The sequence below is a fragment of the Pantoea sp. CFCC18177 genome, from assembly GCF_059412425.1.
This window is the reverse complement of record NZ_JBNBPL010000009.1, coordinates 80,481-99,127: the sequence shown is the minus strand read 5'-3', so window position 1 is coordinate 99,127 and position 18,647 is coordinate 80,481. Positions and strand designations below refer to the sequence as shown.

Genomic DNA, 18,647 nt, shown 5'->3' with positions numbered 1-18,647 from the left:
CGGCAGGTCATCAACAATGGAAGGTAAAAGCCTGATGAAACAACAATTACTGCTGGGTGCTATTCTGTTCTCTCTCTCCGGTTCGCTGCTGGCGGCTGAATCACTGTGTCTGCAAAAAGAGCATGACATTCAGCGCGAGATCGACATGGCTAAACAGCATGATAATCAGCGCCGGGTCACCGGGCTGGAGCGCGCGCTGACTGAAGTCCGTGCCAGCTGCACCGATGAGAAACTGAAATCTGCCCACAGCGAACGCATCGAAGCGCAGAAGCATAAAATTGCTGAACGTGAGCGAGAGTTGAAGGAAGAACGTCAGGATGGCGACAAAGACAAGATTGAAAAGCGCGAACGTAAGCTAGAAGAGGCACAGCACGAGCTGAAAAAGCTGGAAGCTGAGCCCTACTAATCGGACTTAAATAAATGATGTATACCCAAAATAATTCGAGCTTCAGGAAGGCGGCAAGTGCCTGAATCCTCAGGAGCTTACTGATGTAAGTGACTGAGGTGAATGCACGTAGCCAACGCACCTGCAGCTTGAAGTATGAAGGGTATAATGGAGAACTTCATGTCTAAAGACACTACATCTGAACATCTGCGTGCGGAATTGAAAAACCTTGCTGACACCCTGGAAGAAGTCCTGAGCAGTTCAGCGGATAAATCCAAAACTGAGCTGGATAAGCTGCGTAGCAAAGCGCGTGGTGCGATTGAGAGTTCTCGTGAGCGTCTGGGGGATTCTGGCGAGCGTATCGCGCAGACCACCCGTGAAGCTGCGGAGAAAGCCGATGAGTATGTGCGCGATAACCCGTGGCACGGCGTGGGCATCGGTGCTGCTGTCGGTGTGCTGATCGGCATCCTGATCTCACGTCGTTGATATGAGCGATAGTCAGAGCCACGGCCCAGGCAAAGGGGTCTTCAACATTGGTCAGCGCATTGTCACCACGTTGGTAGGCATGGTGGAAACGCGTGTCCGGCTTGCGATTGCGGAGCTGGAAGAGGAAAAAGCCAATCTGATTCAGATGCTGCTGATGATTGGTTTGACCATGCTGTTTACCGCTTTCGGTTTAATGAGCCTGATGGTGCTGATCATCTGGGCGGTGGATGCGCAATATCGGCTGATGGCGATAGGCATTACCACCGCAGTGCTGTTTGCCTTGGCGTTGATATTTGGTTTGTGGACGCTGCATAAGTCTCGTCAGTCCACGCTGCTGCGCCACACGCGTAAAGAACTTGAAACCGATCGCAAGCTGCTGGAGGAGCATCGCTCATGAGCCGCCGCGAACGTGAAGCGCGCATCCATGAACTGCTTAACCAGGTGCAGCAGCAGCGCCTCGATCTCAGCGCGGGTCGCCGGGACTGGCTGGATAGCACTGCGCAGTACGATCGCGGTTGGTTAACGCTGATCAGCATGCGCCGCTATCTGGCGATTGGCAGCAGCGCGTTAGCAATCTGGTCTATCCGCAGCCCTAACCGTATTTTGCGTTGGGCAAAACGCGGTTTTGGCTTGTGGAGCACCTGGCGCATGATCAAATCCACGCTCGAACCTCGCTAATTCCTTCATTTCAAACCGGATCTAATCGATTCGGTTTTTCTTCATCAGAATTCCTGAATAACATTGACAGTTTATCTCGCTTACAACTGTTCCATCCTGCGACTATCATCTCCCTCCATCAGCCCAACGAACTTTTACATCCGGTTCAGCGGGATTAAAACCTTGCAGGCCAACAACCTGCTTCATAATTCTTGTTGGAGTAAATGATGAAAAAATTCGAAGACTCAGGCCTGTTGCTGGCACGTGTATTAATGACCATTCTGTTCATCACTGCAGGCTGGGGCAAAATCACCGGTTATGCGGGTACCGCACAATATATGCAGTCAATGGGCGTCCCTGGCTTCCTGCTGCCACTGGTTATCCTGCTGGAGTTCGGCGGCGGTCTGGCGATTCTGTTCGGTTTCCTGACCCGTTTCACTGCGCTGTTCACCGCTGGCTTCACCTTGTTGACCGCGTTCCTGTTCCACAGCAACTTCGCGGAAGGTGTTAACCAGCTGATGTTCATGAAAAACCTGTCCATCGCCGGTGGTTTCCTGGTGTTGGGTCTGGTAGGTCCAGGCGCTTACAGCATTGACCGTCTGATTCGTGCGCGTTTCGCTCCGGCTGCCGCACGCTAAGCACACAAGCATTGTCAGAACACATATACTGATTTGCAGGGGCGAGGATATTCCTCGCCCTTTTTCTTTATGGAGGGCTTATGGGACAGCTGATTGACGGTGTCTGGCATGACACCTGGTACGATACGAAGTCAACCGGTGGCCGCTTCAAACGCACAGAAGCAGTCTGGCGCAACTGGGTCACCGCTGATGGCCATGCCGGCCCCACCGGCAAAGAAGGCTTTGCCGCCGAACGTGACCGTTATCATTTGTACGTTTCTCTTGCTTGCCCGTGGGCACACCGCACGCTGTTGATGCGTCAGTTAAAAGGGCTGGAGGAGATGATCTCCGTATCGGTGGTGCATCCATTGATGCTGGAAAACGGTTGGACCTTCGATGATGATTTCCCGGACGCCACCGGTGACTCGCTTTACCAGAACGAATTCCTGTATCAACTCTATCTGCATGCCGATCCCCACTACACAGGGCGCGTCACCGTGCCGGTGCTCTGGGACAAAACGCAGCACACCATTGTCAGTAATGAATCTGCCGATATCATTCGCATGCTCAACAGCGCCTTTGATGCGCAGGGCGCGCGCGCAGGTGATTACTACCCGATTGAATTACGCGACAAGATTGATGAGCTGAACGGCTGGATTTACGACACGGTCAATAACGGCGTGTACAAAAGCGGCTTTGCCACTTCCCAGGCAGCCTATGATGAATCAGTAACGGCGCTGTTTCATTCGCTGGCACGACTGGAGCAGATCCTTGGGCAGCATCGCTATCTGACAGGCGATCGTCTCACCGAGGCCGATCTGCGCTTGTGGACGACGCTGGTGCGCTTTGATCCGGTTTACGTCACTCACTTTAAATGTGACCGCCACCGTATCAGTGATTACCGCAATCTCAGCGGCTTCCTGCGTGATATCTACCAGATGCCAGGTATTGCCGATACCGTGAACCTGCCGCACATTCGCCATCACTACTATTGCAGCCACAAAACCATCAATCCGAGCGGCGTGATTTCGCTGGGCCCGGCATTTGACTGGGATGAGCCGCACGGCCGCGGCTGAGGATAGCACGGCTGGGTGCCCTCACCCTGTCCCTCTCCCACAGGGAGAGGGACTGTTGTGTGCAGTTTGGTGCCCTTTACAGAAAGACAGGACTGTTTTGTACGATTTGGCAGAATGTGTTCATGGCTGATAGCCGCTCGGTCGGTTCCTTCTCCCGCTTGCGGGAGAAGGTTAGGATGAGGGCGTAGTAACCCGCTTAAGCAAACTTAATCAGCACCATCCCCGCAATCAACAATCCAACGCCCAGCCAGCCAATGCGGTTCAGCCGCTGGCCAAACAGCACCCAACCTGCAGCAACGGTCGCGACCAGCCCGAAACCACCCCATAGGGCATAAGCCACCGAAAGATCGATTCCTTTTACCGCTTGTGCCAAGGCACTAAATGCCGCCAGCACGGCAGTGAGAGACAGCAGGCCATACAGCGGGCGGCGGAATCCATCGGAGTATTTCAGAAAGATGTTGGCGATGATCTCCAGCCCAATCGCCAGTGCCAGCCAGGCAAGGTGCGCAGCATTAAACGTGGCCATGTTGCCGCTCCTTGCGCGCCAAAGTGCCAGATTTGATCAACACAATCCCTGCCACCAGCGTAACTAAGCCCGCCACTTTCATCACTGATAAGCTTTCATCAAACAACATCACGCTGAACAGCGTAATAAACAGAATGCCGATCCCTTCCCACATGGCGTAAGCCACGCCAAGCGCAATACGTTTTACGGCAAACGATAAGAAAATATAGGAAAGCGCAATCATCACTAGCATGAAAATAAAACCAGCTTGATCGTCATTGACGCTGGCCCATTTCATCGAAAGCGTGCCGGTAATTTCAGCCAGGATGGCTAAAACTAATAAAATCCAATAGCGCATACTTTCTCTCCTTAAGAGAAATAGATAGCCATCACGCGGAATAATCGCGTGAGAAGTTTTAAGAATATTTTTAAATAAGGAGAGTGTGACGCTAAAGCGCGAAGCGCCAGTGCTGGTCGTAGATCGAGCAGTGGAAGTGTTCAGGAAGGTCAGTAGAAATAGCCATCATTGGGGCGTTCATTTTGTCCATAATTTTACAACTTATCCACGTTGTTGCTTTTCATCGATGTGGATGAATAATTGTCCTCGGTAGTTAAACACGCGCTTATTCTGGCATATGGCCGTTAGATTTAGGGTGGATTTTCATTTCTTTACGATGGGCGCTATTTATTAAATGTGGTCTGGGAAACGAGCACAAATAAAAGCAAAAACCCCGCCGAGGCGGGGTTTTTCCATAAAGAAGTCGAAACTGACCGATAAGCCGCGTTCTTTTCATAGAAAGAGGAGTGGACAGTCATTCATCTTGTCCCAGAAAGCAAAAACCCCGCCGAGGCGGGGTTTTTCCATTAAAAAGTCGAAACTGACCGATAAGCCGGGTTCTGTCGTGGACAGTCATTCATCTAGGCCAGCAATCGCTCACTGGCTCAAGCAGCCTACCCGGGTTCAGTACGGGCCGTACCTTGTGAACCCCTATTTGGCCTTGCTCCGGGTGGAGTTTACCGTGCCACGAACTGTTGCCAGCCGCGCGGTGCGCTCTTACCGCACCCTTTCACCCTTACCTGATCCCATTACTGGGCCATCGGCGGTTTGCTCTCTGTTGCACTGGTCGTAGGCTTGCGCCCCCCAGGCGTTACCTGGCACCCTGCCCTATGGAGCCCGGACTTTCCTCCCCTCTGCCCGTCTCCCCCCGAAAGAGGACGACGACAAAGCGGCGACTGTCTGGTCAGCTTCGGCGCGGGATAATAGGCGATCCGTCAGCGTTTGTCACGCCTCTTGCTGCTCCAGGGCGTACTTGTAGAGTGCGTTTTTCTTAACACCATGAATTTCCGCTGTCAGCGCTGCCGCTTTTTTCAGCGGCAGCTCGCTCTGGAGCAGAGCTAGCGTGCGCAGCGCTTCAGCAGGCAAGGCTTCTTCATCCGCCTTATGCCCTTCAACAATCAGCACCATCTCGCCTTTGCGGCGATTTTCATCTTCCAGCACCCAGGCCAGCAGTTCACCCACCGGCGCACCCTGAATGCTTTCCCAGGTTTTGGTGATTTCGCGCGCCAGCACCACATAGCGATCCGCGCCCCATACGCTCACCATATCCTGCAGGCTATCAATCAAACGGTGGGTGGATTCATAAAAAATCAGGGTGCGGGGTTCATTCTCAAGCGATCGCAGCACATCACAACGTCCCTTGCTTTTGGCGGGCAGAAACCCTTCGTAACAGAAACGATCTGACGGTAACCCCGCCGCGCTTAATGCTGTAATCGCCGCGCAGGCACCCGGCAACGGAACCACGCGCACACCTGCTTCACGGCAGCGACGCACCAGATGATAGCCCGGATCGTTGATTAACGGCGTGCCCGCATCCGAGACCAGTGCAATGCTCTGGCCTTCCTGCAGTTTGGCTAACAACACTTCTGCTTTCTGTTGTTCGTTGTGGTCGTGAAGTGCGAACAGTCGCGCATTGATGGCGAAATGTTGTAGCAACAGCCCGGTATGACGTGTATCTTCCGCTGCGACCAGATCGACGCTCGCAAGCACCGTCAGCGCACGCTGCGTGATATCACCCAGGTTACCGATCGGGGTAGGAACGATATAGAGCGTGCTGGCAGAAATCTCTGCCCGATCGAGTTGTTTCATTGTTTCATCCGAATTGCCGATTTAATATTGAGCATCTTGAAAAAAACATCACTGGATACAGTATGCTTCCTTCAAAAGTCGTACGTCATAAAGCAGGACGCTTTGTACCTGTTCTTCTCGCTGGGCTAATTTTAGCCGCGTGTAGCGGTCAGGGACCGCAGCAAACCTCCAACGTCAATATTCAGGGCCCGGCAACTGGCCGGTCTGACTATTATCTGCAGCAGGTGCAACAAAGCAGCGATGATAGCAAGACCGACTGGCAATTACTTGCCATCCGTGCCCTATTGAAGGAAGGAAAGTATCCTCAGGCTAACGATCAGATCGCTCAACTGCCGCAACAGCTCTCTGCTGTGCAGCAGCAAGAGCTGCTGTTGCTGCGTGCTCAGATGCAGATTGGTCAGCAAGATTTTGGTGGTGCCCAGCAGCAACTCGGTCAGGTGAAAACCGACGGTCTGTCTCAGGATCAACAAGTGCGCTACTACGCGCTGCAAATCGCGGCGGCGCAGAATCGCCCTTCACTCGCGTTGCTACGCGCCTATATCGCTCAGGAACCGCTGCTGCAAGGTGCCGACCACCAGAGCAATATTGACGCCACCTGGCAAGCCCTGACGCAGATGACGCAAGATCAGCTGAACAGCCTGGTGATAAATGCCGATGAAAATACCCTGCAAGGCTGGCTGGATCTGCTGAACACCTGGCACACCAACAGCCAGGATCCGCAGATGCTGAAAGCGGCCATCAAAGACTGGCAGACGCGCTATCCGCTGAACCCTGCGGCGAAGACGCTGCCGACTGCACTGAGCCAGGTGCAGAATTTCAGCAAAGCCTCCACCAGCACTATCGCGTTGCTGTTACCGCTGAATGGCCAGGCGCAGGTCTTCGCTAATGCCATCCAGAAAGGCTTTAACGATGCGAAAAATGGCGTGCTGAATGCTCCCGCACCTCAGCCAGCGCCTGCTGCACCGGCCGCTACCGATGCCAGTGCGCAGCCAGCCGCACAGCAACCCGTTGATGCCAACGCCGCAGCCAATACCGTGGTTAGTCCTGCAATGGCAGCAAACACCCCGGCTCAGACTGAACAGCCACAGCCCGCTGCTCAGCCCGCGGCTGCTCAGCCAGACAGCAACGCGCAGGTCAAAGTGTATGACACCAGCAGCCAGCCGATTGCCCAGGTGATGCAGCAGGCACAGCAGGATGGCGCCACCATCGTGGTCGGTCCGCTGCTGAAAAATGAGGTGGAGTCCGTGGTGAACAGCCAGACGCCACTCAATGTTCTGGCGTTGAATGAGCCAGAACAGATCCAGAACCATCCGAATATTTGTTATTTTGCGCTTTCTCCTGAAGACGAAGCGCGCGATGCCGCGCACCATATCTACGAGCAAGGCAAGCGCCAGCCATTACTGTTGGTGCCACGCAGCAGCTACGGCGACCGTGTGAGCAAAGCCTTTGCCCAGGAGTGGCAGAAACTCGGCGGTTCCACCGTGCTGCAACAACGTTTTGGTGGCGTTTCTGAGCTGAAACAGGGTATCAATAGCGGTGCAGGTATCGCGCTGAGTGGCACGCCACTGACCGTGGAGCAGCCACAAGCTGCGGGCGTAGCCGTGGCGGGCCTGACCATTCCGGCTCCGCAAACCACGACGCCAGCACCAACGGCAGATGCCAGCAGCGGCAGCATTGATGCGGTGTATATCGTTGCCAGCCAGGATGAGCTGCAACTGATCAAGCCGATGATTGCGATGCGTACCAGCAGCCGCAATAACATCGCGCTTTATGCCAGCTCACGCAGTGCGCAGGCCGGTGCAGGCCCTGATTTCCGTCTGGAAATGGATGGTCTGCAATTCAGCGATATTCCGCTGCTCTCCGGGAGCAATCCTGGCCTGATGCAGCAAGCGGCGAAGTCGTTTAACAACGATTATTCGCTGGTTCGTCTCTATGCGATGGGCATTGATGCCTGGACGCTGGCGAATCACTTTAACCAGATGCGTCAGGTGCCGGGTTTTGCCATTGATGGCAACACGGGCAAACTGAACGCCGACACGGATTGCGTGATCAACAGGAAGTTGGCATGGAACCAATATCGTCAGGGACAAATCGTTCCGGTGCAGTAAACCGCCAGCGCATTGGCGCTGAGCAGGAGCAGCAGGCGCGTCGCTATCTGGAGCGCGCCGGGCTGCAGTGGGTCGCCAGTAATGTGCGGTGTCGCAGCGGGGAAATTGACCTGATCATGCGCGATGCCGACTGCTGGGTGTTTGTTGAAGTGCGCTATCGGCGTGATGCGCGTTATGGCGGTGCGGCTGCCAGCATCACTCGCCAGAAACAACAAAAGCTGCTGCGTACCGCCGCACTGTGGTTACTGGCACGCGGCGGCAGTTTCGATACGGTGAATTGCCGTTTTGACATCATTGCCATTACCGGGCGCGAGCTGGAGTGGCTGCCCGATGCCTTTAATGCCGATGGATAGAACCAGGTGGTCTTGTGCAGGACAGAATTAAAGCGTGTTTTACCGAAAGTATTCAGACTCAAATCGCCGCTGCGGAAGCGCTGCCGGATGCCATTTCCCGCGCGGCCATGACGCTGGTGCAGTCGCTGCTGAACGGTAACAAAATCCTGAGCTGCGGCAACGGTGCGTCATCAGCCAACGCGCAGCATTTCGCCGCCAGCATGATCAATCGTTTTGAGACCGAGCGCCCCAGCCTGCCTGCATTGGCACTAAGCGCTGATAACGTGATGCTGACGGCGATTGGTAACGATCGTCTGCATGATGAGATTTATGCCAAGCAGGTTCGCGCGCTTGGTCAGGCCGGTGATGTGCTGCTGGCTATTTCAACCCGTGGTAACACCCGCGATATTGTCAAAGCGGTTGAAGCTGCGGTTACTCGCGATATGACTATCGTCGCGCTGACCGGCCATGACGGCGGTGAGCTGGCGGGCCTGCTGGGTCCGCACGATGTGGAAATTCGCATTCCGTCACATCGCAGCGCACGCATTCAGGAAATGCATATGCTGACGCTGAATTGCCTGTGCGATTTGATTGATAACACTTTGTTCCCACACCAGGAATGACTGAAGGAGCTCAAATGAAAGCATTGAACGCTGTCGCCATTCTGTTAACCGCCATGCTGTTGCAGGGCTGTGTCGCCGTTGTCGCGGGCGGTGCCGCTGTCGCCACCAAAACGGCCACCGATCCCCGTACCGTCGGTACCCAGGTGGATGATGGTACGCTGGAGTTACGTGTCACTAACGCGCTGGCGAAAGATGAACAAATCAAAAACCAGGCGCGTGTGGTCGTCACCGCGTATCAAGGCAAAGTGCTGCTGACCGGCCAGTCACCGTCTGCCGATCTGGCGAGCCGCGCGAAACAGATCGCCATGGGCGTCGATGGTGCCACCGAAGTCTATAACGAAATCCGTACCGGCCAGAAAGTCAGCCTCGGGACCTCCTCTTCTGATACCTGGATCACCACCAAAATTCGTTCCCAGCTGTTGGGCAGCGATCAGGTGAAATCATCTAACGTGAAAGTGACCACCGAAAATGGTGAGGTGTTCTTGCTGGGCCTGGTGACACAGCAAGAAGCTGCAGCTGCAGCGGATGTGGCCAGCCGTGTCAGCGGCGTGAAGCACGTGACCACAGCCTTTACCATTCTGAAGTAACGGCAAAATAAAAGGCGCACAACGGTGCGCCTCTTTATCAAATCAGGGCAGCCTCTATCGGCTGCCTTTTTCATCCCGGAAGGTCAATCACCAGCGCACGCAACGGCGTTTTTGCCTGTAACGTAATCTGGTTCTCTTCACTCAAAAACGCCCCATCACCACAGCCGAGTCGTTCCTGATTGGCACTGTTTGCTTGCAGATCCAGTGAACCGTGAATCGATTGCAGATACGCGCGTGCGCCATGCAATTTCACCGTGTAGTGCTCACCGGGAGCCAGCGTCACCTGATGCACCCAGACCTGTTGGCGTAGTTGCAGGCTACCTTCGGCACCATCCGGCGAAGCCAGCAGCAAGCAGGTTTGTTCCGGCAACGTCATTTTCTGCAGCAGCGGATTTTCACGCTCGGGGCAAGCGGCCAGCCACAGTTGCATACGCGTAAGGGGCCGATCTTTGCTAAGATTGATTTCGCTGTAATTCACGCCCTGACGCGTGGATAACAGCATTGCTTCCCCGGCGTTGGCGATCAGATGATTCCCTTCACTGTCGCGGTATTCCGCTTCGCCTTGCAGCACCAGGTTCAGCACATCGACTTGCGGATAGCTACGCGGCTGAAACGCGGCACCCGGCGCCAGCACTTCCTGGTTGAGCACGCGCAATGACGCGTAGCCCATCATTTTAGGATCAAAATAGTGGCCAAAAGAGAAGCTGTATCGCGCCTGCAACCAACCGAAATCGGCTTGGCCACATGCGGACGCGCAGCGGGTTGTCATCATGAATTACCTCCGACGCTCTGCGGTGATAATCGATCGCAGGCTTTATACGTCAATGGTAAAAGGCTGGACGCCAGATTGTAAGCCAGTTAATCTGCCGGGCATGTTCAAATTTACTGACAGAGAACCGGCATGGCAAAAGACCGCGCGTTAACCCTCGAAGCTTTACGTGTGATGGATGCTATTGATCGCCGTGGCAGCTTTGCCGCAGCGGCCGATGAACTCGGTCGTGTTCCGTCTGCATTAAGCTACACCATGCAGAAGCTGGAAGAGGAACTGGACGTGGTGCTGTTTGACCGCTCTGGTCACCGCACTAAATTCACCAATGTAGGACGCATGCTGCTGGAGCGCGGTCGCGTGCTACTGGAAGCGGCCGATAAACTCACCACCGATGCCGAAGCCCTTGCGCGCGGTTGGGAAACCCATCTCACCATTGTGGCGGAAGCGCTGATCCCCACCAATCTGCTGTTCCCCATCGTCGAGAAACTGGCGGAAAAAGCCAATACGCAGATTTCGCTGGTCACTGAAGTGCTGGCAGGCGCGTGGGAGCGTCTGGAACAGGGCCGCGCCGATATCGTGATTGCGCCAGATATGCATTTTCGCGCCTCGACCGAAATCAACACCCGCAAACTGTACAGCATCATGAGCGTGTACGTGGCGAGTCCGGATCATCCGATTCATCAGGAAGCCGAGCCGCTGTCCGAAGTGACCCGCGTGAAGTATCGCGGTATTGCCGTAGCGGATACCGCGCGCGAGCGTCCGGTTTTAACCGTGCAGTTGCTGGATAAACAGCAGCGATTGACAGTCAGCAGTATGGACGACAAACGCCGTGCGCTGCTGGCAGGATTGGGTGTCGCCACCATGCCTTACCCGATGGTAGAGCAGGATATCGCCGAAGGGCGTCTGCGAGTGGTCAGTGCCGAATACACGCGTGAAGTGGATATTATTATGGCGTGGCGCCGCGACAGTATGGGTGAGGCCAAGGCGTGGTGTTTGCGTGAGATCCCGCGGTTACTGGCGAAGCGCGGTTAGGGTGGTGCGTGCTGACTCCCTCACCCCAGCCCTCTCCCGCAAGCGGTAGAGGGGGCCGACCCAGCACTGGAGTGATAACGGTGCACCCCCTAAACATTCCCTCGCCCGCTTGCGGGAGAGGGTTAGGGTGAGGATGAAAGACCACCGCCCCCTCACATCCTGCTCAAACAATCTATCGCCACCGCTTTAAAACTGACGAAATCGCCACAATCCCGCAGCCGGGCGGTCGCCCTTTCGCGCAGAAAGGTCACGAACAGATCGTAAATCGCCATCGCCTCTTCGTATTCGCTTTTGCTGATCGCCAGCAGGAAAATCACCGATGCCGTTTCATCACCCCAGCTCACGCCATGCGGTGCCAGCACGGTGTAGACCACGGTTTTCTTCGCCAGTAATCCCAGCGAGTGCGGCAGCGCGATACCTTCGCCAAGCAGCGTGCTGACTATCGCTTCACGCTCTTCAACCGATGGATAAAAATCGGCATCCACATACCCTTCCCGCTCCAGCTGCTCGCACAACACACCGAACAGCGCCGACTGTGACATCGGCTTATCCAGCACCATAAAGTGCTGCGCATCGAAGTACTTCTCCAGCATGTACGGACGGGTGCGATCCACCAGCACCAGCTTACCCAACTGCTCAAGCTGGAACTCAGTCGGGAACGGCGACATCACCACAATCGGCTTGTTCTTCTCGCTGAGACGCGCGGTCGAAATCACGAAGTCTTCGTCGATGTGCGCGCGCACCTCATAATCACGCTGCGACAAACGCGCCGTGACCACTAATTGCGGATATTTGCGCAGCAGCAGCGCCTCAATCATGCGTAGCGTGGAGTTGCCGCTGTCGCACACCAGCAGCACCTGCGGATGGCGCTGATAGCCGACATCGTAGTGGCGTTCCAGCCCAACGCCGATGTGCAGCACCAGGAAACCGATTTCATTTTCGCTGATGCTGTAAGGCGTGTACTTGCCCCAGCTGGTCACCGCCGCCAGCGTCACGTCATACGCCATCGGATAGTGCTGTTTGATGTTGCTCAGCAACGGATTCGGAATATGGATTTGGTAGCGGACCCGAGTGATCATGGTCTTGATATGGGTGAGCAGATCGGCGCGCAGTTGTTCATCCTGCTGGAGCCGGTAGTTGTAATGGGTGTTGATGTAATTCAGCAAGTAATCGACCAGCGCATCAGCGTCATCGGCATTGATGGTGCTAGGTGCTAATGCCTGGATCTGGCGCGCAGCAATATTGACGCGCAACCAGTTTTCTTCCGCCTGCGAGATCGGTTTGCCCACCAGCGGTCGCATCAGGTTCACCAAATCCTGCGCCGCTTCACGCACTTCATCACCGACATCTTCTGCGCCGGGATCGTTAAGGGGAAAACCCTCGCTGATGCGGCGTATCGCCACGGCGCAGTAGATTTGCAGATAGCGTTCCCCCTCATCGCTAAGGCGAATCGCGTGCTGAGCGAAGCAGTGTTCCAGCAGTGGCTTTAACTGATCCAGCATGCCGCTGTGCAATGCTTCAACCGTCAGCAGCGGGCTGTCTGGCGTCACCTGATCGATCTGCCAGAGTAAATCCGTCAGGCAGGTGCGGATCGCCGCCTCGCTGCCAAACAGCTTCATGCCGTAACGCGGTTTGGTTTCAATATTGAGATGATAGCGGCCGAGCCACTCGCGCACTTCCGCCATATCACTTTGCAAGGTCGCGCGGCTGACAAACCACTCTTCCGACAAATCTTCCAGCTTGAGGGAATAGGCGGCGGTGAGGAAACGCGTCAACAGATAGCGCACGCGATCCTGCGAAGTGCGCGGCACGCGCAACGGCGCGGCGCTCTCTTCCTGCAAGCGGTCGAAACGCACCACGTCGTCAATCTTCAGTTGATAGCCCGCGCCGCGCGCCAGCACGAACTGCGCGCCGTGTTGCTCCAGCAGCGCATTCAGCGCGGTGATATCGGTGCGCACCGTGCGCGTGGAAACAGAAAAGCGGCGCGCCAACTCATCCTGCGGCAGCGTTTCGTTTTGTAGCGCAGCGAAAAGTTGTGCCAGTCGCTGATTGGGAAATCTCACGGAGCCTCACCTGTACTGATGTGTTACAGCAATTTTTTGCACGTTGCCAGAAGCTGACGCACATCGTCAATGCGCGTGTCGCCGGTGGCGCTATCAATGATCGAACTATAGACGTGCGGGATAACTTTGCTTACGCCTGCATCGAGCGCAATCTGCACAATGGCTTCGAAATTATTGAGATCGATGCCGCCAGTCGGTTCCAGCCAGAAGTCGTGACGCGCACAGGCTTCCGCCACCGCGCGATACTCATTCACCGCTTTCAAACCGCCCATGGGGAAGTATTTCACTGAGCTGCCACCCATGTCTTGCAGCATGGCAATCGCGCTGTCGATTGGCACAATCGCATCCTCAACCTGCGAACTGCGCGGCCCGGTGGAGATCTTCACCAAACCCGGCGTGCCGGTCGGTGAGATCAATCCATTCACGACGGTTTGGTTCTGGCCCAATAGCGCACGGCTGGTTGCCACACCGGTAAACACCTGGTTGACGTGCTGCGGTTGCAGCACCGCAGAGATTTCACTCACCATCGCCGACTGATTCGGATCGCCCGCGCCCAGACCCACGGACAGTGCGTTATCGATCAGCGCCGCATACTCGCGCATATCGGCAATCGCTTCTTCGTTGCTGGCGTAGTTTTTTGACAGCACACCCACCAGCACATGGCCTTCCGCTGCCTGCCAAATCTCTTTGGCATTCTGCTTTGAACCCGCCAGCACGTTGAGGCACAGACGGTCCTGATAGAAATTAGGGTTCAGACTCATGCGCGTTTTCCTCCGCTGATTAACGCCTGGATACGGCTAAAGATGATGTGTAGCTGGTCGGCGCTCACGCTGCGCACATCGGCTTCAATGATGCCTTCATTGGCTTTATAGCCACGGAAATAGATGGCGATGTCGCCGGTTTTCAGCGCCTGCACCAGTTCGCCAGTGGGCCAACCCGTGACTGCTTCATCAAACTTAATTTCCGCACGAGCGATATCACGTCCTGCCGCATCCCACACCACGCGAGCGGTCACGCCATTTATCCCATTGAGATGGTCGATAAACGGCGTCATATTGGCGACCATTACGGCACCGGTAGTTTTCGGCTGTACCAGATAGTTTTCAATCGCTTGCGTCAGGCCAAGAATACCTTCTTTGCCCACTTTCATTGCACGGCCAATGCCGTTGCTCTGACGTTTTACCCACTCAACATACTGGGTGCGGCCAATCACTAAGCCGCTGGTTGGCCCTTCAATCGCTTTCGCACCGCTGTAGATCACCAGATCGGCACCCATCTGGTAGTAGCACTGCAGATCCTCTTCTGCCGCCGCATCCACGATCAATGGAATACCGTGCTTACGCGCAACGACCGCCGCCTGCTCAACGCTGAGGTGGCTTTTCTGCACACAGTGGTGTGATTTGATATACAGCAGCGCTGCCGTGGTCGGCGTGATGGCTGCCGCCAGCTGTTCAGGCGAGCACTCGTTGCTGTAGCCCGCTTCAATCAGCCGTCCACCGCCCAGTGCCACCATCGCACCCACCGGGGCACCAAAGTTCACGTTGTGGCCTTTTGGCACCACGATATCGTGCGGTACGGTCAGCGGCGCAGCGTGCAGGTTATCCAGCAGCCAGTCGTTATCTTTGACGATCACCGCCGCCACGCTTTGCGCGATACCGGCAGAGGCGCACGACACCACTACCGCATTCTCGACCTCCAGCAATTTCGCGATGTACGCGCCGGTCTTGTTGACCAGATCTTTGATCTCGAAGTAGTGATTCAAACCGTAGCTGACGGTGTCCACCACATCAGCAGAAGGAGTGGAAACCCCAAGAATGGTCATACGACCGGAGGCATTGATGACCTGTTTCAGGTCATATTTTTCATAAATCGAAGACATGATTGGTTTTCCCTTCATCAGTCAGATGCCACTCACCCGCGACAACCACGGCCAGCGGCAGCAAATGTTGCTCACCCAGAACCCGTTCGCCTTCAGCATCGACGAACGGGCGGGCTTCCTCTTTGACGGTAAAAATGGTCAGGTCGGCGTCATAACCGGCGGTTAAGCGCCCTTTGCCTGCTAAACGCAGGCCAGCCGCGGCGTTCACCGTGACGCAGTCAATAATCTGCGGCAGGGTCATACCGATGCTGAAGAATTTCGACATCACGTGCGCCAGACTGTGTACCGGCCCGTTGATGCGGTTGCGACAATAGATGTCCGAGCTAATGGTGTCAGGCAGAATGCCCTGCGCGATGGCCTGGCGCGCCACTTCAAAGCTAAAGCTGGCACTGCCGTGACCGATATCCAACTTCACACCGCGCGCGATGGCATTTTTCACCGCCGCTTTCAGCTCACCTTGCGGCGACAGGATGCGGTTAGGTTTGCCATTGAAGCAGTGGGTGATGATGTCACCCGAGGTCAGCAGATCGGCGATCTCTTCCAGCACCGGCGGGTTATTTCCGATATGCACCATCAATGGCAAATTACCGGCCGCCTGCTGAATGGCTTTGGCACGAATCAGCGGCTGGATGCCGTTTTCACCCACCACGCTACTGCTCATGCGCGCTTTCAGGCCCACGATAAAGTCTGGACGGCGTTTCACCGCCTGCACCACCGCTTCGCCGTCGATCTGCGTCATATCCGCCAGTTCGTTCTGGGTGATGATGCCGGTGCGCGAGATGTTGATCAGCGCACGTACTTCAGTGGTGGCAGAACGGGTGAGCTGATAGAAATCGTCGATATGATCCGCGCCGGTGCTGCCCGCATCGACAACCGTGGTGACGCCCTGCGCCACACCAATCGCATCAGCTTCATCATGGTAAATCGGGGATTTGGGGTAGCAGTGTACGTGGCTGTCGATCCAGCCTGCGCTGACGTAGTAACGCCCTGCCAGATCGCGCTCTTGCTGGGCTGGGCCGCTGACCTCGCCTACAGCAGCAATTTTGCCGTGCTGGATGGCAATATCCACCAGCTGTTCGTCGCACAGACGCGCGCGGCGCAGAATCAGATCAAACATGCGAACTCCTTAGCCAGGTGCGCATAAATGCGCACCCTACAAAATACTAGCCGCAATTGACTGCCGACCCTACAAACCGCGCCGAGCCGTTGTAGGGTCGCCAATGGCGACCTGGTCTCACAAAAAAATTACAACGAAATCGGGAACATCGCGCCTAACACCATGGCACCGAGAATCGCACCACCGGTGATCGGTTTGTTCCAGAGATAAAACAGCAGCGCACCCACCAGCGAACCAAGACCGATTGGAATCGATGCGGCCATCGCAGAGAGAATGATCAACGGCCCAAGGAAGCGACCAGAGGCATTACCTGCGCCCATCATCACGTCCGCACCGTAGGTGGAGTCGCTCTGATTAATGGTGAACTTACGCGCCAGGATAATCAGATATCCAATGGCTAACCCCACCACCAGGCCTGTTGCCAGTGAAGCGGCGAAGTTGGCCACCGGGAACACAATCCCTGCCCCAAGCAGCAGCGCGGGAACGCCCAGGCCAACGCCGGTCTGGATTGCGCCACCAATATCGAGGATGCCCACCAGCGAACCTTCGATGATGCGGGCAAACAGGAAACTGGCACCAAATGCCGCCACCGCGCCATACACGCCGGTTTCCATACCCGAACGCAGCATCGACACAAACGCCACTTCGTTAAATGCGCCAATACCGTACAGGTAGTACATGTGCGTACCGGCGAACACGCCGGAGGAGAGCAGGCCAACAAAGATCGGGAACGACCAGTCGGCATACCAGAACCCTTTATTTTCGGTCTCGTTCATTCTCAAGGCTCCTTATTTGCCGCTCAGGCTGTTGTGGATCATGTCCAGCCAGCCTGGGATGCCCAGTTGGAAGGATTGCAGCAGCTTCATGTCGAAGCCGCGGAAGAAGCCGCTCAGGGCAAACAGCAGCACGATAGCGAACATCATCACTTTGGTGACCTTGTTCCAGCCGCTCTCTTCCACGCCTTTACCGATCAGAATGCCCAGCACCAAGCCCGGTACTGCGTTACCCATGATCAACTGCGCCAGACCGCCAAAAATGGTCGCCCAGAAACCTGATTTCTTACCGGCATCAATCGCTGCCAGCCAGAAGATCACTGGCATCACGGTGTTCACCAGCAGGTTCGCGGCGGGGACTAAGACTTTGACCGCCGTGACCTGCAATGCCGCGGGCACCGCAGAAGCGGTACTGTTGAGGAATGCCACTACGATCATGCCGATGATGCCGCAGGCAATCGCCATGCGTTTCGGGTTGTGCAGGGTTTCCGCGAGATTACGATTTTTCACCATCAACGCTGCCGCGCCCCAGTTGGGAATAATGCGGTGGTCAACGTCCTGTGTGAAGGAACCCGCAGCCACTGACGATGCCCAGGCGTTAAAGAAGAAGCCAAGACCAAAGGAGAAGTGCGATGCAGGATCGCCTTCGCAGGAATTGAGTTCACCCAAGGTACGAAATGCGCCCATACCTTGCGTGGTTGGTGCGTGGAACATGCGCGCTGCGCCCGCTCCTACCCCAACGCCAACCAATCCACCAATGATCAACGACTTAAACAAAATGATCAGAAACATGTTGTTGTACCCTTTGTTGTCGTTTTTATTTCGTCGCGATGAAATCCACCTTGTCGGTATCGATCACGGTGACGCTGACGGTAATTTCCAGCTCGACGCTGTAGTTCCGTCGTTCGCGCGCCAGAAAGAAGAACAAGAACTTCTCTGTGCGTACGCTCTCCTGCGCGCGCAGCACCCGCACATCTATGGGTTCAATGCGCAACAGAATCTTTTGACTGGTGCGCAGCACTTGCTGCTGCACCTTGCTCAGTGCATCGGCAAAGGCTTTTGCTTTGCTGTCGCCTTTGCCCTGCACCGTGACCTGAGTGTCATATTGCTGTTTCATGCTTAGCTGCCGTGCTTCTTGTTCCACGCCTGTACCAGACGTTCACCCAGCTCTTCTTTATCCATAAAGCCGAAGCCCAGCACAGTGGCACCTTCGTTGATGGCCGTGACGCCTTCATCGATGGAACGCATACCGTGTTTCGCTTTGTAGCCGTATTTATTCTGTGCAGTGATGGCACCCGCACCGCCGCTGCCGCAGAAAGAGATGCCGAAGTCTGCGTTTTCCGCTTTCATCACATCGCCCAGCTTCATGTCTGCCGCGACGCCCGGTACCACGACGGCACGTCCGCCCGCTTTCTCAATACCGGCTGCGACTTTCTGGCCTTTACCCAGACGATCACCAATGACGACAGTTACCATGTTCAATTCCTCTCAA

The 18,647-nt window shown here is 55.5% G+C and carries 23 protein-coding genes and 1 other RNA gene; 11 read left to right on the top strand and 13 right to left on the bottom strand.

Annotated features, from left to right (window positions below):
• Positions 1-34 precede the first annotated feature (34 nt).
• The 6 genes from ACPUC8_RS11625 (at position 35) to ACPUC8_RS11600 (ending at position 3,221) form a co-directional block, all read left to right on the top strand.
• On the top strand, positions 35-406 hold the full coding sequence (locus ACPUC8_RS11625; RefSeq protein ID WP_153011386.1) for a DUF1090 domain-containing protein: 372 nt from the start codon (positions 35-37) through the stop codon (positions 404-406).
• Positions 407-565: 159 nt separating this feature from the next.
• Positions 566-871, top strand: coding sequence for an ElaB/YgaM/YqjD family protein (locus tag ACPUC8_RS11620; protein WP_039331587.1), 306 nt, complete (start codon positions 566-568; stop codon positions 869-871).
• Position 872: 1 nt separating this feature from the next.
• The gene (locus tag ACPUC8_RS11615; RefSeq protein WP_039331351.1) at positions 873-1,268 is read left to right on the top strand and encodes a phage holin family protein; all 396 of its coding nucleotides are present in this window, start codon (positions 873-875) and stop codon (positions 1,266-1,268) included.
• A complete protein-coding gene (locus tag ACPUC8_RS11610) occupies positions 1,265-1,549 on the top strand; it encodes a YqjK-like family protein (protein ID WP_039331354.1) in 285 nt (94 codons plus the stop codon). Before ACPUC8_RS11615 ends, ACPUC8_RS11610 begins: the two co-directional genes overlap by 4 nt.
• A gap of 206 nt (positions 1,550-1,755) precedes the next feature.
• Entirely contained in the window at positions 1,756-2,166 is a 411-nt protein-coding gene (locus tag ACPUC8_RS11605) for a DoxX family protein (RefSeq protein WP_283227327.1), read from the top strand.
• Positions 2,167-2,246: 80 nt separating this feature from the next.
• The gene (locus tag ACPUC8_RS11600; protein ID WP_039331358.1) at positions 2,247-3,221 is read left to right on the top strand and encodes a glutathione S-transferase family protein; all 975 of its coding nucleotides are present in this window, start codon (positions 2,247-2,249) and stop codon (positions 3,219-3,221) included.
• 196 nt (positions 3,222-3,417) lie between these two features.
• Here ACPUC8_RS11600 and mdtI read toward each other — a convergent pair whose 3' ends face one another.
• From mdtI to rsmI, 4 genes are all read right to left on the bottom strand, one after another.
• Positions 3,418-3,747, bottom strand: a complete 330-nt coding sequence (mdtI, locus tag ACPUC8_RS11595; protein WP_494926340.1) for a multidrug/spermidine efflux SMR transporter subunit MdtI — start codon at positions 3,745-3,747, stop codon at positions 3,418-3,420.
• Entirely contained in the window at positions 3,734-4,084 is a 351-nt protein-coding gene (mdtJ, locus tag ACPUC8_RS11590) for a multidrug/spermidine efflux SMR transporter subunit MdtJ (protein WP_494926339.1), read from the bottom strand. The genes mdtI and mdtJ overlap by 14 nt, the downstream gene beginning before the upstream one ends.
• Before the next feature lie 512 nt (positions 4,085-4,596).
• Positions 4,597-4,975, bottom strand: an RNA gene (rnpB, locus tag ACPUC8_RS11585) — RNase P RNA component class A.
• 33 nt (positions 4,976-5,008) lie between these two features.
• Complete coding sequence (rsmI, locus tag ACPUC8_RS11580; protein WP_494926338.1) at positions 5,009-5,872, bottom strand: 16S rRNA (cytidine(1402)-2'-O)-methyltransferase; 864 nt, start codon at positions 5,870-5,872, stop codon at positions 5,009-5,011.
• Between the two features lie 62 nt (positions 5,873-5,934).
• On the opposite strand from rsmI, the gene ACPUC8_RS11575 reads away from it, so the two are divergent.
• From ACPUC8_RS11575 to dolP, 4 genes are read left to right on the top strand one after another with little or no spacing between them, the layout of a single operon-like run.
• On the top strand, positions 5,935-7,980 hold the full coding sequence (locus tag ACPUC8_RS11575; protein WP_039331366.1) for a penicillin-binding protein activator: 2,046 nt from the start codon (positions 5,935-5,937) through the stop codon (positions 7,978-7,980).
• Positions 7,938-8,333: a YraN family protein gene (locus ACPUC8_RS11570; protein ID WP_494926337.1), complete on the top strand. Its 396-nt coding sequence runs from the start codon at positions 7,938-7,940 to the stop codon at positions 8,331-8,333. Before ACPUC8_RS11575 ends, ACPUC8_RS11570 begins: the two co-directional genes overlap by 43 nt.
• A 14-nt stretch (positions 8,334-8,347) precedes the next feature.
• On the top strand, positions 8,348-8,935 hold the full coding sequence (gene diaA, locus ACPUC8_RS11565; RefSeq protein ID WP_007890352.1) for a DnaA initiator-associating protein DiaA: 588 nt from the start codon (positions 8,348-8,350) through the stop codon (positions 8,933-8,935).
• A 14-nt stretch (positions 8,936-8,949) separates the two neighbouring features.
• Entirely contained in the window at positions 8,950-9,522 is a 573-nt protein-coding gene (gene dolP, locus ACPUC8_RS11560) for a division/outer membrane stress-associated lipid-binding lipoprotein (protein WP_039331375.1), read from the top strand.
• A 70-nt stretch (positions 9,523-9,592) separates the two neighbouring features.
• Here dolP and ACPUC8_RS11555 read toward each other — a convergent pair whose 3' ends face one another.
• Positions 9,593-10,294: a pirin family protein gene (locus ACPUC8_RS11555; protein WP_039331377.1), complete on the bottom strand. Its 702-nt coding sequence runs from the start codon at positions 10,292-10,294 to the stop codon at positions 9,593-9,595.
• Between the two features lie 129 nt (positions 10,295-10,423).
• Between ACPUC8_RS11555 and ACPUC8_RS11550 the strand changes: the two genes are divergently transcribed.
• On the top strand, positions 10,424-11,323 hold the full coding sequence (locus tag ACPUC8_RS11550; RefSeq protein ID WP_039331379.1) for a LysR family transcriptional regulator: 900 nt from the start codon (positions 10,424-10,426) through the stop codon (positions 11,321-11,323).
• A gap of 152 nt (positions 11,324-11,475) precedes the next feature.
• Here the strand turns inward: ACPUC8_RS11550 and ACPUC8_RS11545 are convergent, their stop codons facing one another.
• From ACPUC8_RS11545 to ACPUC8_RS11510, 8 genes are all read right to left on the bottom strand, one after another.
• Positions 11,476-13,386 (bottom strand): BglG family transcription antiterminator, encoded by a 1,911-nt coding sequence (locus ACPUC8_RS11545; protein WP_494926336.1) that lies wholly within the window; start codon positions 13,384-13,386, stop codon positions 11,476-11,478.
• Positions 13,387-13,409: 23 nt separating this feature from the next.
• The gene (dagF, locus tag ACPUC8_RS11540; RefSeq protein ID WP_039331384.1) at positions 13,410-14,147 is read right to left on the bottom strand and encodes a 2-dehydro-3-deoxy-phosphogluconate aldolase; all 738 of its coding nucleotides are present in this window, start codon (positions 14,145-14,147) and stop codon (positions 13,410-13,412) included.
• Positions 14,144-15,265, bottom strand: coding sequence for a DgaE family pyridoxal phosphate-dependent ammonia lyase (locus tag ACPUC8_RS11535; RefSeq protein WP_494926335.1), 1,122 nt, complete (start codon positions 15,263-15,265; stop codon positions 14,144-14,146). Before ACPUC8_RS11535 ends, dagF begins: the two co-directional genes overlap by 4 nt.
• Positions 15,249-16,382 (bottom strand): amidohydrolase/deacetylase family metallohydrolase, encoded by a 1,134-nt coding sequence (locus ACPUC8_RS11530; protein ID WP_058971297.1) that lies wholly within the window; start codon positions 16,380-16,382, stop codon positions 15,249-15,251. The genes ACPUC8_RS11535 and ACPUC8_RS11530 overlap by 17 nt, the downstream gene beginning before the upstream one ends.
• A 128-nt stretch (positions 16,383-16,510) precedes the next feature.
• The gene (locus ACPUC8_RS11525; protein ID WP_008103548.1) at positions 16,511-17,158 is read right to left on the bottom strand and encodes a DUF4310 family protein; all 648 of its coding nucleotides are present in this window, start codon (positions 17,156-17,158) and stop codon (positions 16,511-16,513) included.
• 12 nt (positions 17,159-17,170) lie between these two features.
• Positions 17,171-17,947 (bottom strand): DUF4311 domain-containing protein, encoded by a 777-nt coding sequence (locus ACPUC8_RS11520; protein ID WP_039331392.1) that lies wholly within the window; start codon positions 17,945-17,947, stop codon positions 17,171-17,173.
• Positions 17,948-17,972: 25 nt separating this feature from the next.
• The gene (locus ACPUC8_RS11515; protein ID WP_039331394.1) at positions 17,973-18,272 is read right to left on the bottom strand and encodes a DUF4312 family protein; all 300 of its coding nucleotides are present in this window, start codon (positions 18,270-18,272) and stop codon (positions 17,973-17,975) included.
• A 2-nt stretch (positions 18,273-18,274) separates the two neighbouring features.
• Complete coding sequence (locus tag ACPUC8_RS11510; protein ID WP_009087404.1) at positions 18,275-18,631, bottom strand: SFCGS family glycine-rich protein; 357 nt, start codon at positions 18,629-18,631, stop codon at positions 18,275-18,277.
• Positions 18,632-18,647: the final 16 nt, after the last annotated feature.

What these genes read in the sequence shown, in the direction of transcription:
- ACPUC8_RS11525 (WP_008103548.1), bottom strand. Translation starts at nt 17,158, where the DNA reads ATGAACGAGACCGAAAATAAAGGGTTCTGGTATGCCGACTGGTCGTTC.
- ACPUC8_RS11510 (WP_009087404.1), bottom strand. Translation starts at nt 18,631, where the DNA reads ATGGTAACTGTCGTCATTGGTGATCGTCTGGGTAAAGGCCAGAAAGTC.
- ACPUC8_RS11515 (WP_039331394.1), bottom strand. Translation starts at nt 18,272, where the DNA reads ATGAAACAGCAATATGACACTCAGGTCACGGTGCAGGGCAAAGGCGAC.
- ACPUC8_RS11625 (WP_153011386.1), top strand. Translation starts at nt 35, where the DNA reads ATGAAACAACAATTACTGCTGGGTGCTATTCTGTTCTCTCTCTCCGGT.
- ACPUC8_RS11550 (WP_039331379.1), top strand. Translation starts at nt 10,424, where the DNA reads ATGGCAAAAGACCGCGCGTTAACCCTCGAAGCTTTACGTGTGATGGAT.
- ACPUC8_RS11555 (WP_039331377.1), bottom strand. Translation starts at nt 10,294, where the DNA reads ATGATGACAACCCGCTGCGCGTCCGCATGTGGCCAAGCCGATTTCGGT.
- ACPUC8_RS11575 (WP_039331366.1), top strand. Translation starts at nt 5,935, where the DNA reads ATGCTTCCTTCAAAAGTCGTACGTCATAAAGCAGGACGCTTTGTACCT.
- ACPUC8_RS11520 (WP_039331392.1), bottom strand. Translation starts at nt 17,947, where the DNA reads ATGTTTCTGATCATTTTGTTTAAGTCGTTGATCATTGGTGGATTGGTT.
- ACPUC8_RS11600 (WP_039331358.1), top strand. Translation starts at nt 2,247, where the DNA reads ATGGGACAGCTGATTGACGGTGTCTGGCATGACACCTGGTACGATACG.
- dagF (WP_039331384.1), bottom strand. Translation starts at nt 14,147, where the DNA reads ATGAGTCTGAACCCTAATTTCTATCAGGACCGTCTGTGCCTCAACGTG.
- dolP (WP_039331375.1), top strand. Translation starts at nt 8,950, where the DNA reads ATGAAAGCATTGAACGCTGTCGCCATTCTGTTAACCGCCATGCTGTTG.
- mdtJ (WP_494926339.1), bottom strand. Translation starts at nt 4,084, where the DNA reads ATGCGCTATTGGATTTTATTAGTTTTAGCCATCCTGGCTGAAATTACC.
- ACPUC8_RS11610 (WP_039331354.1), top strand. Translation starts at nt 1,265, where the DNA reads ATGAGCCGCCGCGAACGTGAAGCGCGCATCCATGAACTGCTTAACCAG.
- ACPUC8_RS11620 (WP_039331587.1), top strand. Translation starts at nt 566, where the DNA reads ATGTCTAAAGACACTACATCTGAACATCTGCGTGCGGAATTGAAAAAC.
- ACPUC8_RS11530 (WP_058971297.1), bottom strand. Translation starts at nt 16,382, where the DNA reads ATGTTTGATCTGATTCTGCGCCGCGCGCGTCTGTGCGACGAACAGCTG.
- rsmI (WP_494926338.1), bottom strand. Translation starts at nt 5,872, where the DNA reads ATGAAACAACTCGATCGGGCAGAGATTTCTGCCAGCACGCTCTATATC.
- ACPUC8_RS11615 (WP_039331351.1), top strand. Translation starts at nt 873, where the DNA reads ATGAGCGATAGTCAGAGCCACGGCCCAGGCAAAGGGGTCTTCAACATT.
- ACPUC8_RS11570 (WP_494926337.1), top strand. Translation starts at nt 7,938, where the DNA reads ATGGAACCAATATCGTCAGGGACAAATCGTTCCGGTGCAGTAAACCGC.
- ACPUC8_RS11605 (WP_283227327.1), top strand. Translation starts at nt 1,756, where the DNA reads ATGAAAAAATTCGAAGACTCAGGCCTGTTGCTGGCACGTGTATTAATG.
- mdtI (WP_494926340.1), bottom strand. Translation starts at nt 3,747, where the DNA reads ATGGCCACGTTTAATGCTGCGCACCTTGCCTGGCTGGCACTGGCGATT.
- ACPUC8_RS11535 (WP_494926335.1), bottom strand. Translation starts at nt 15,265, where the DNA reads ATGTCTTCGATTTATGAAAAATATGACCTGAAACAGGTCATCAATGCC.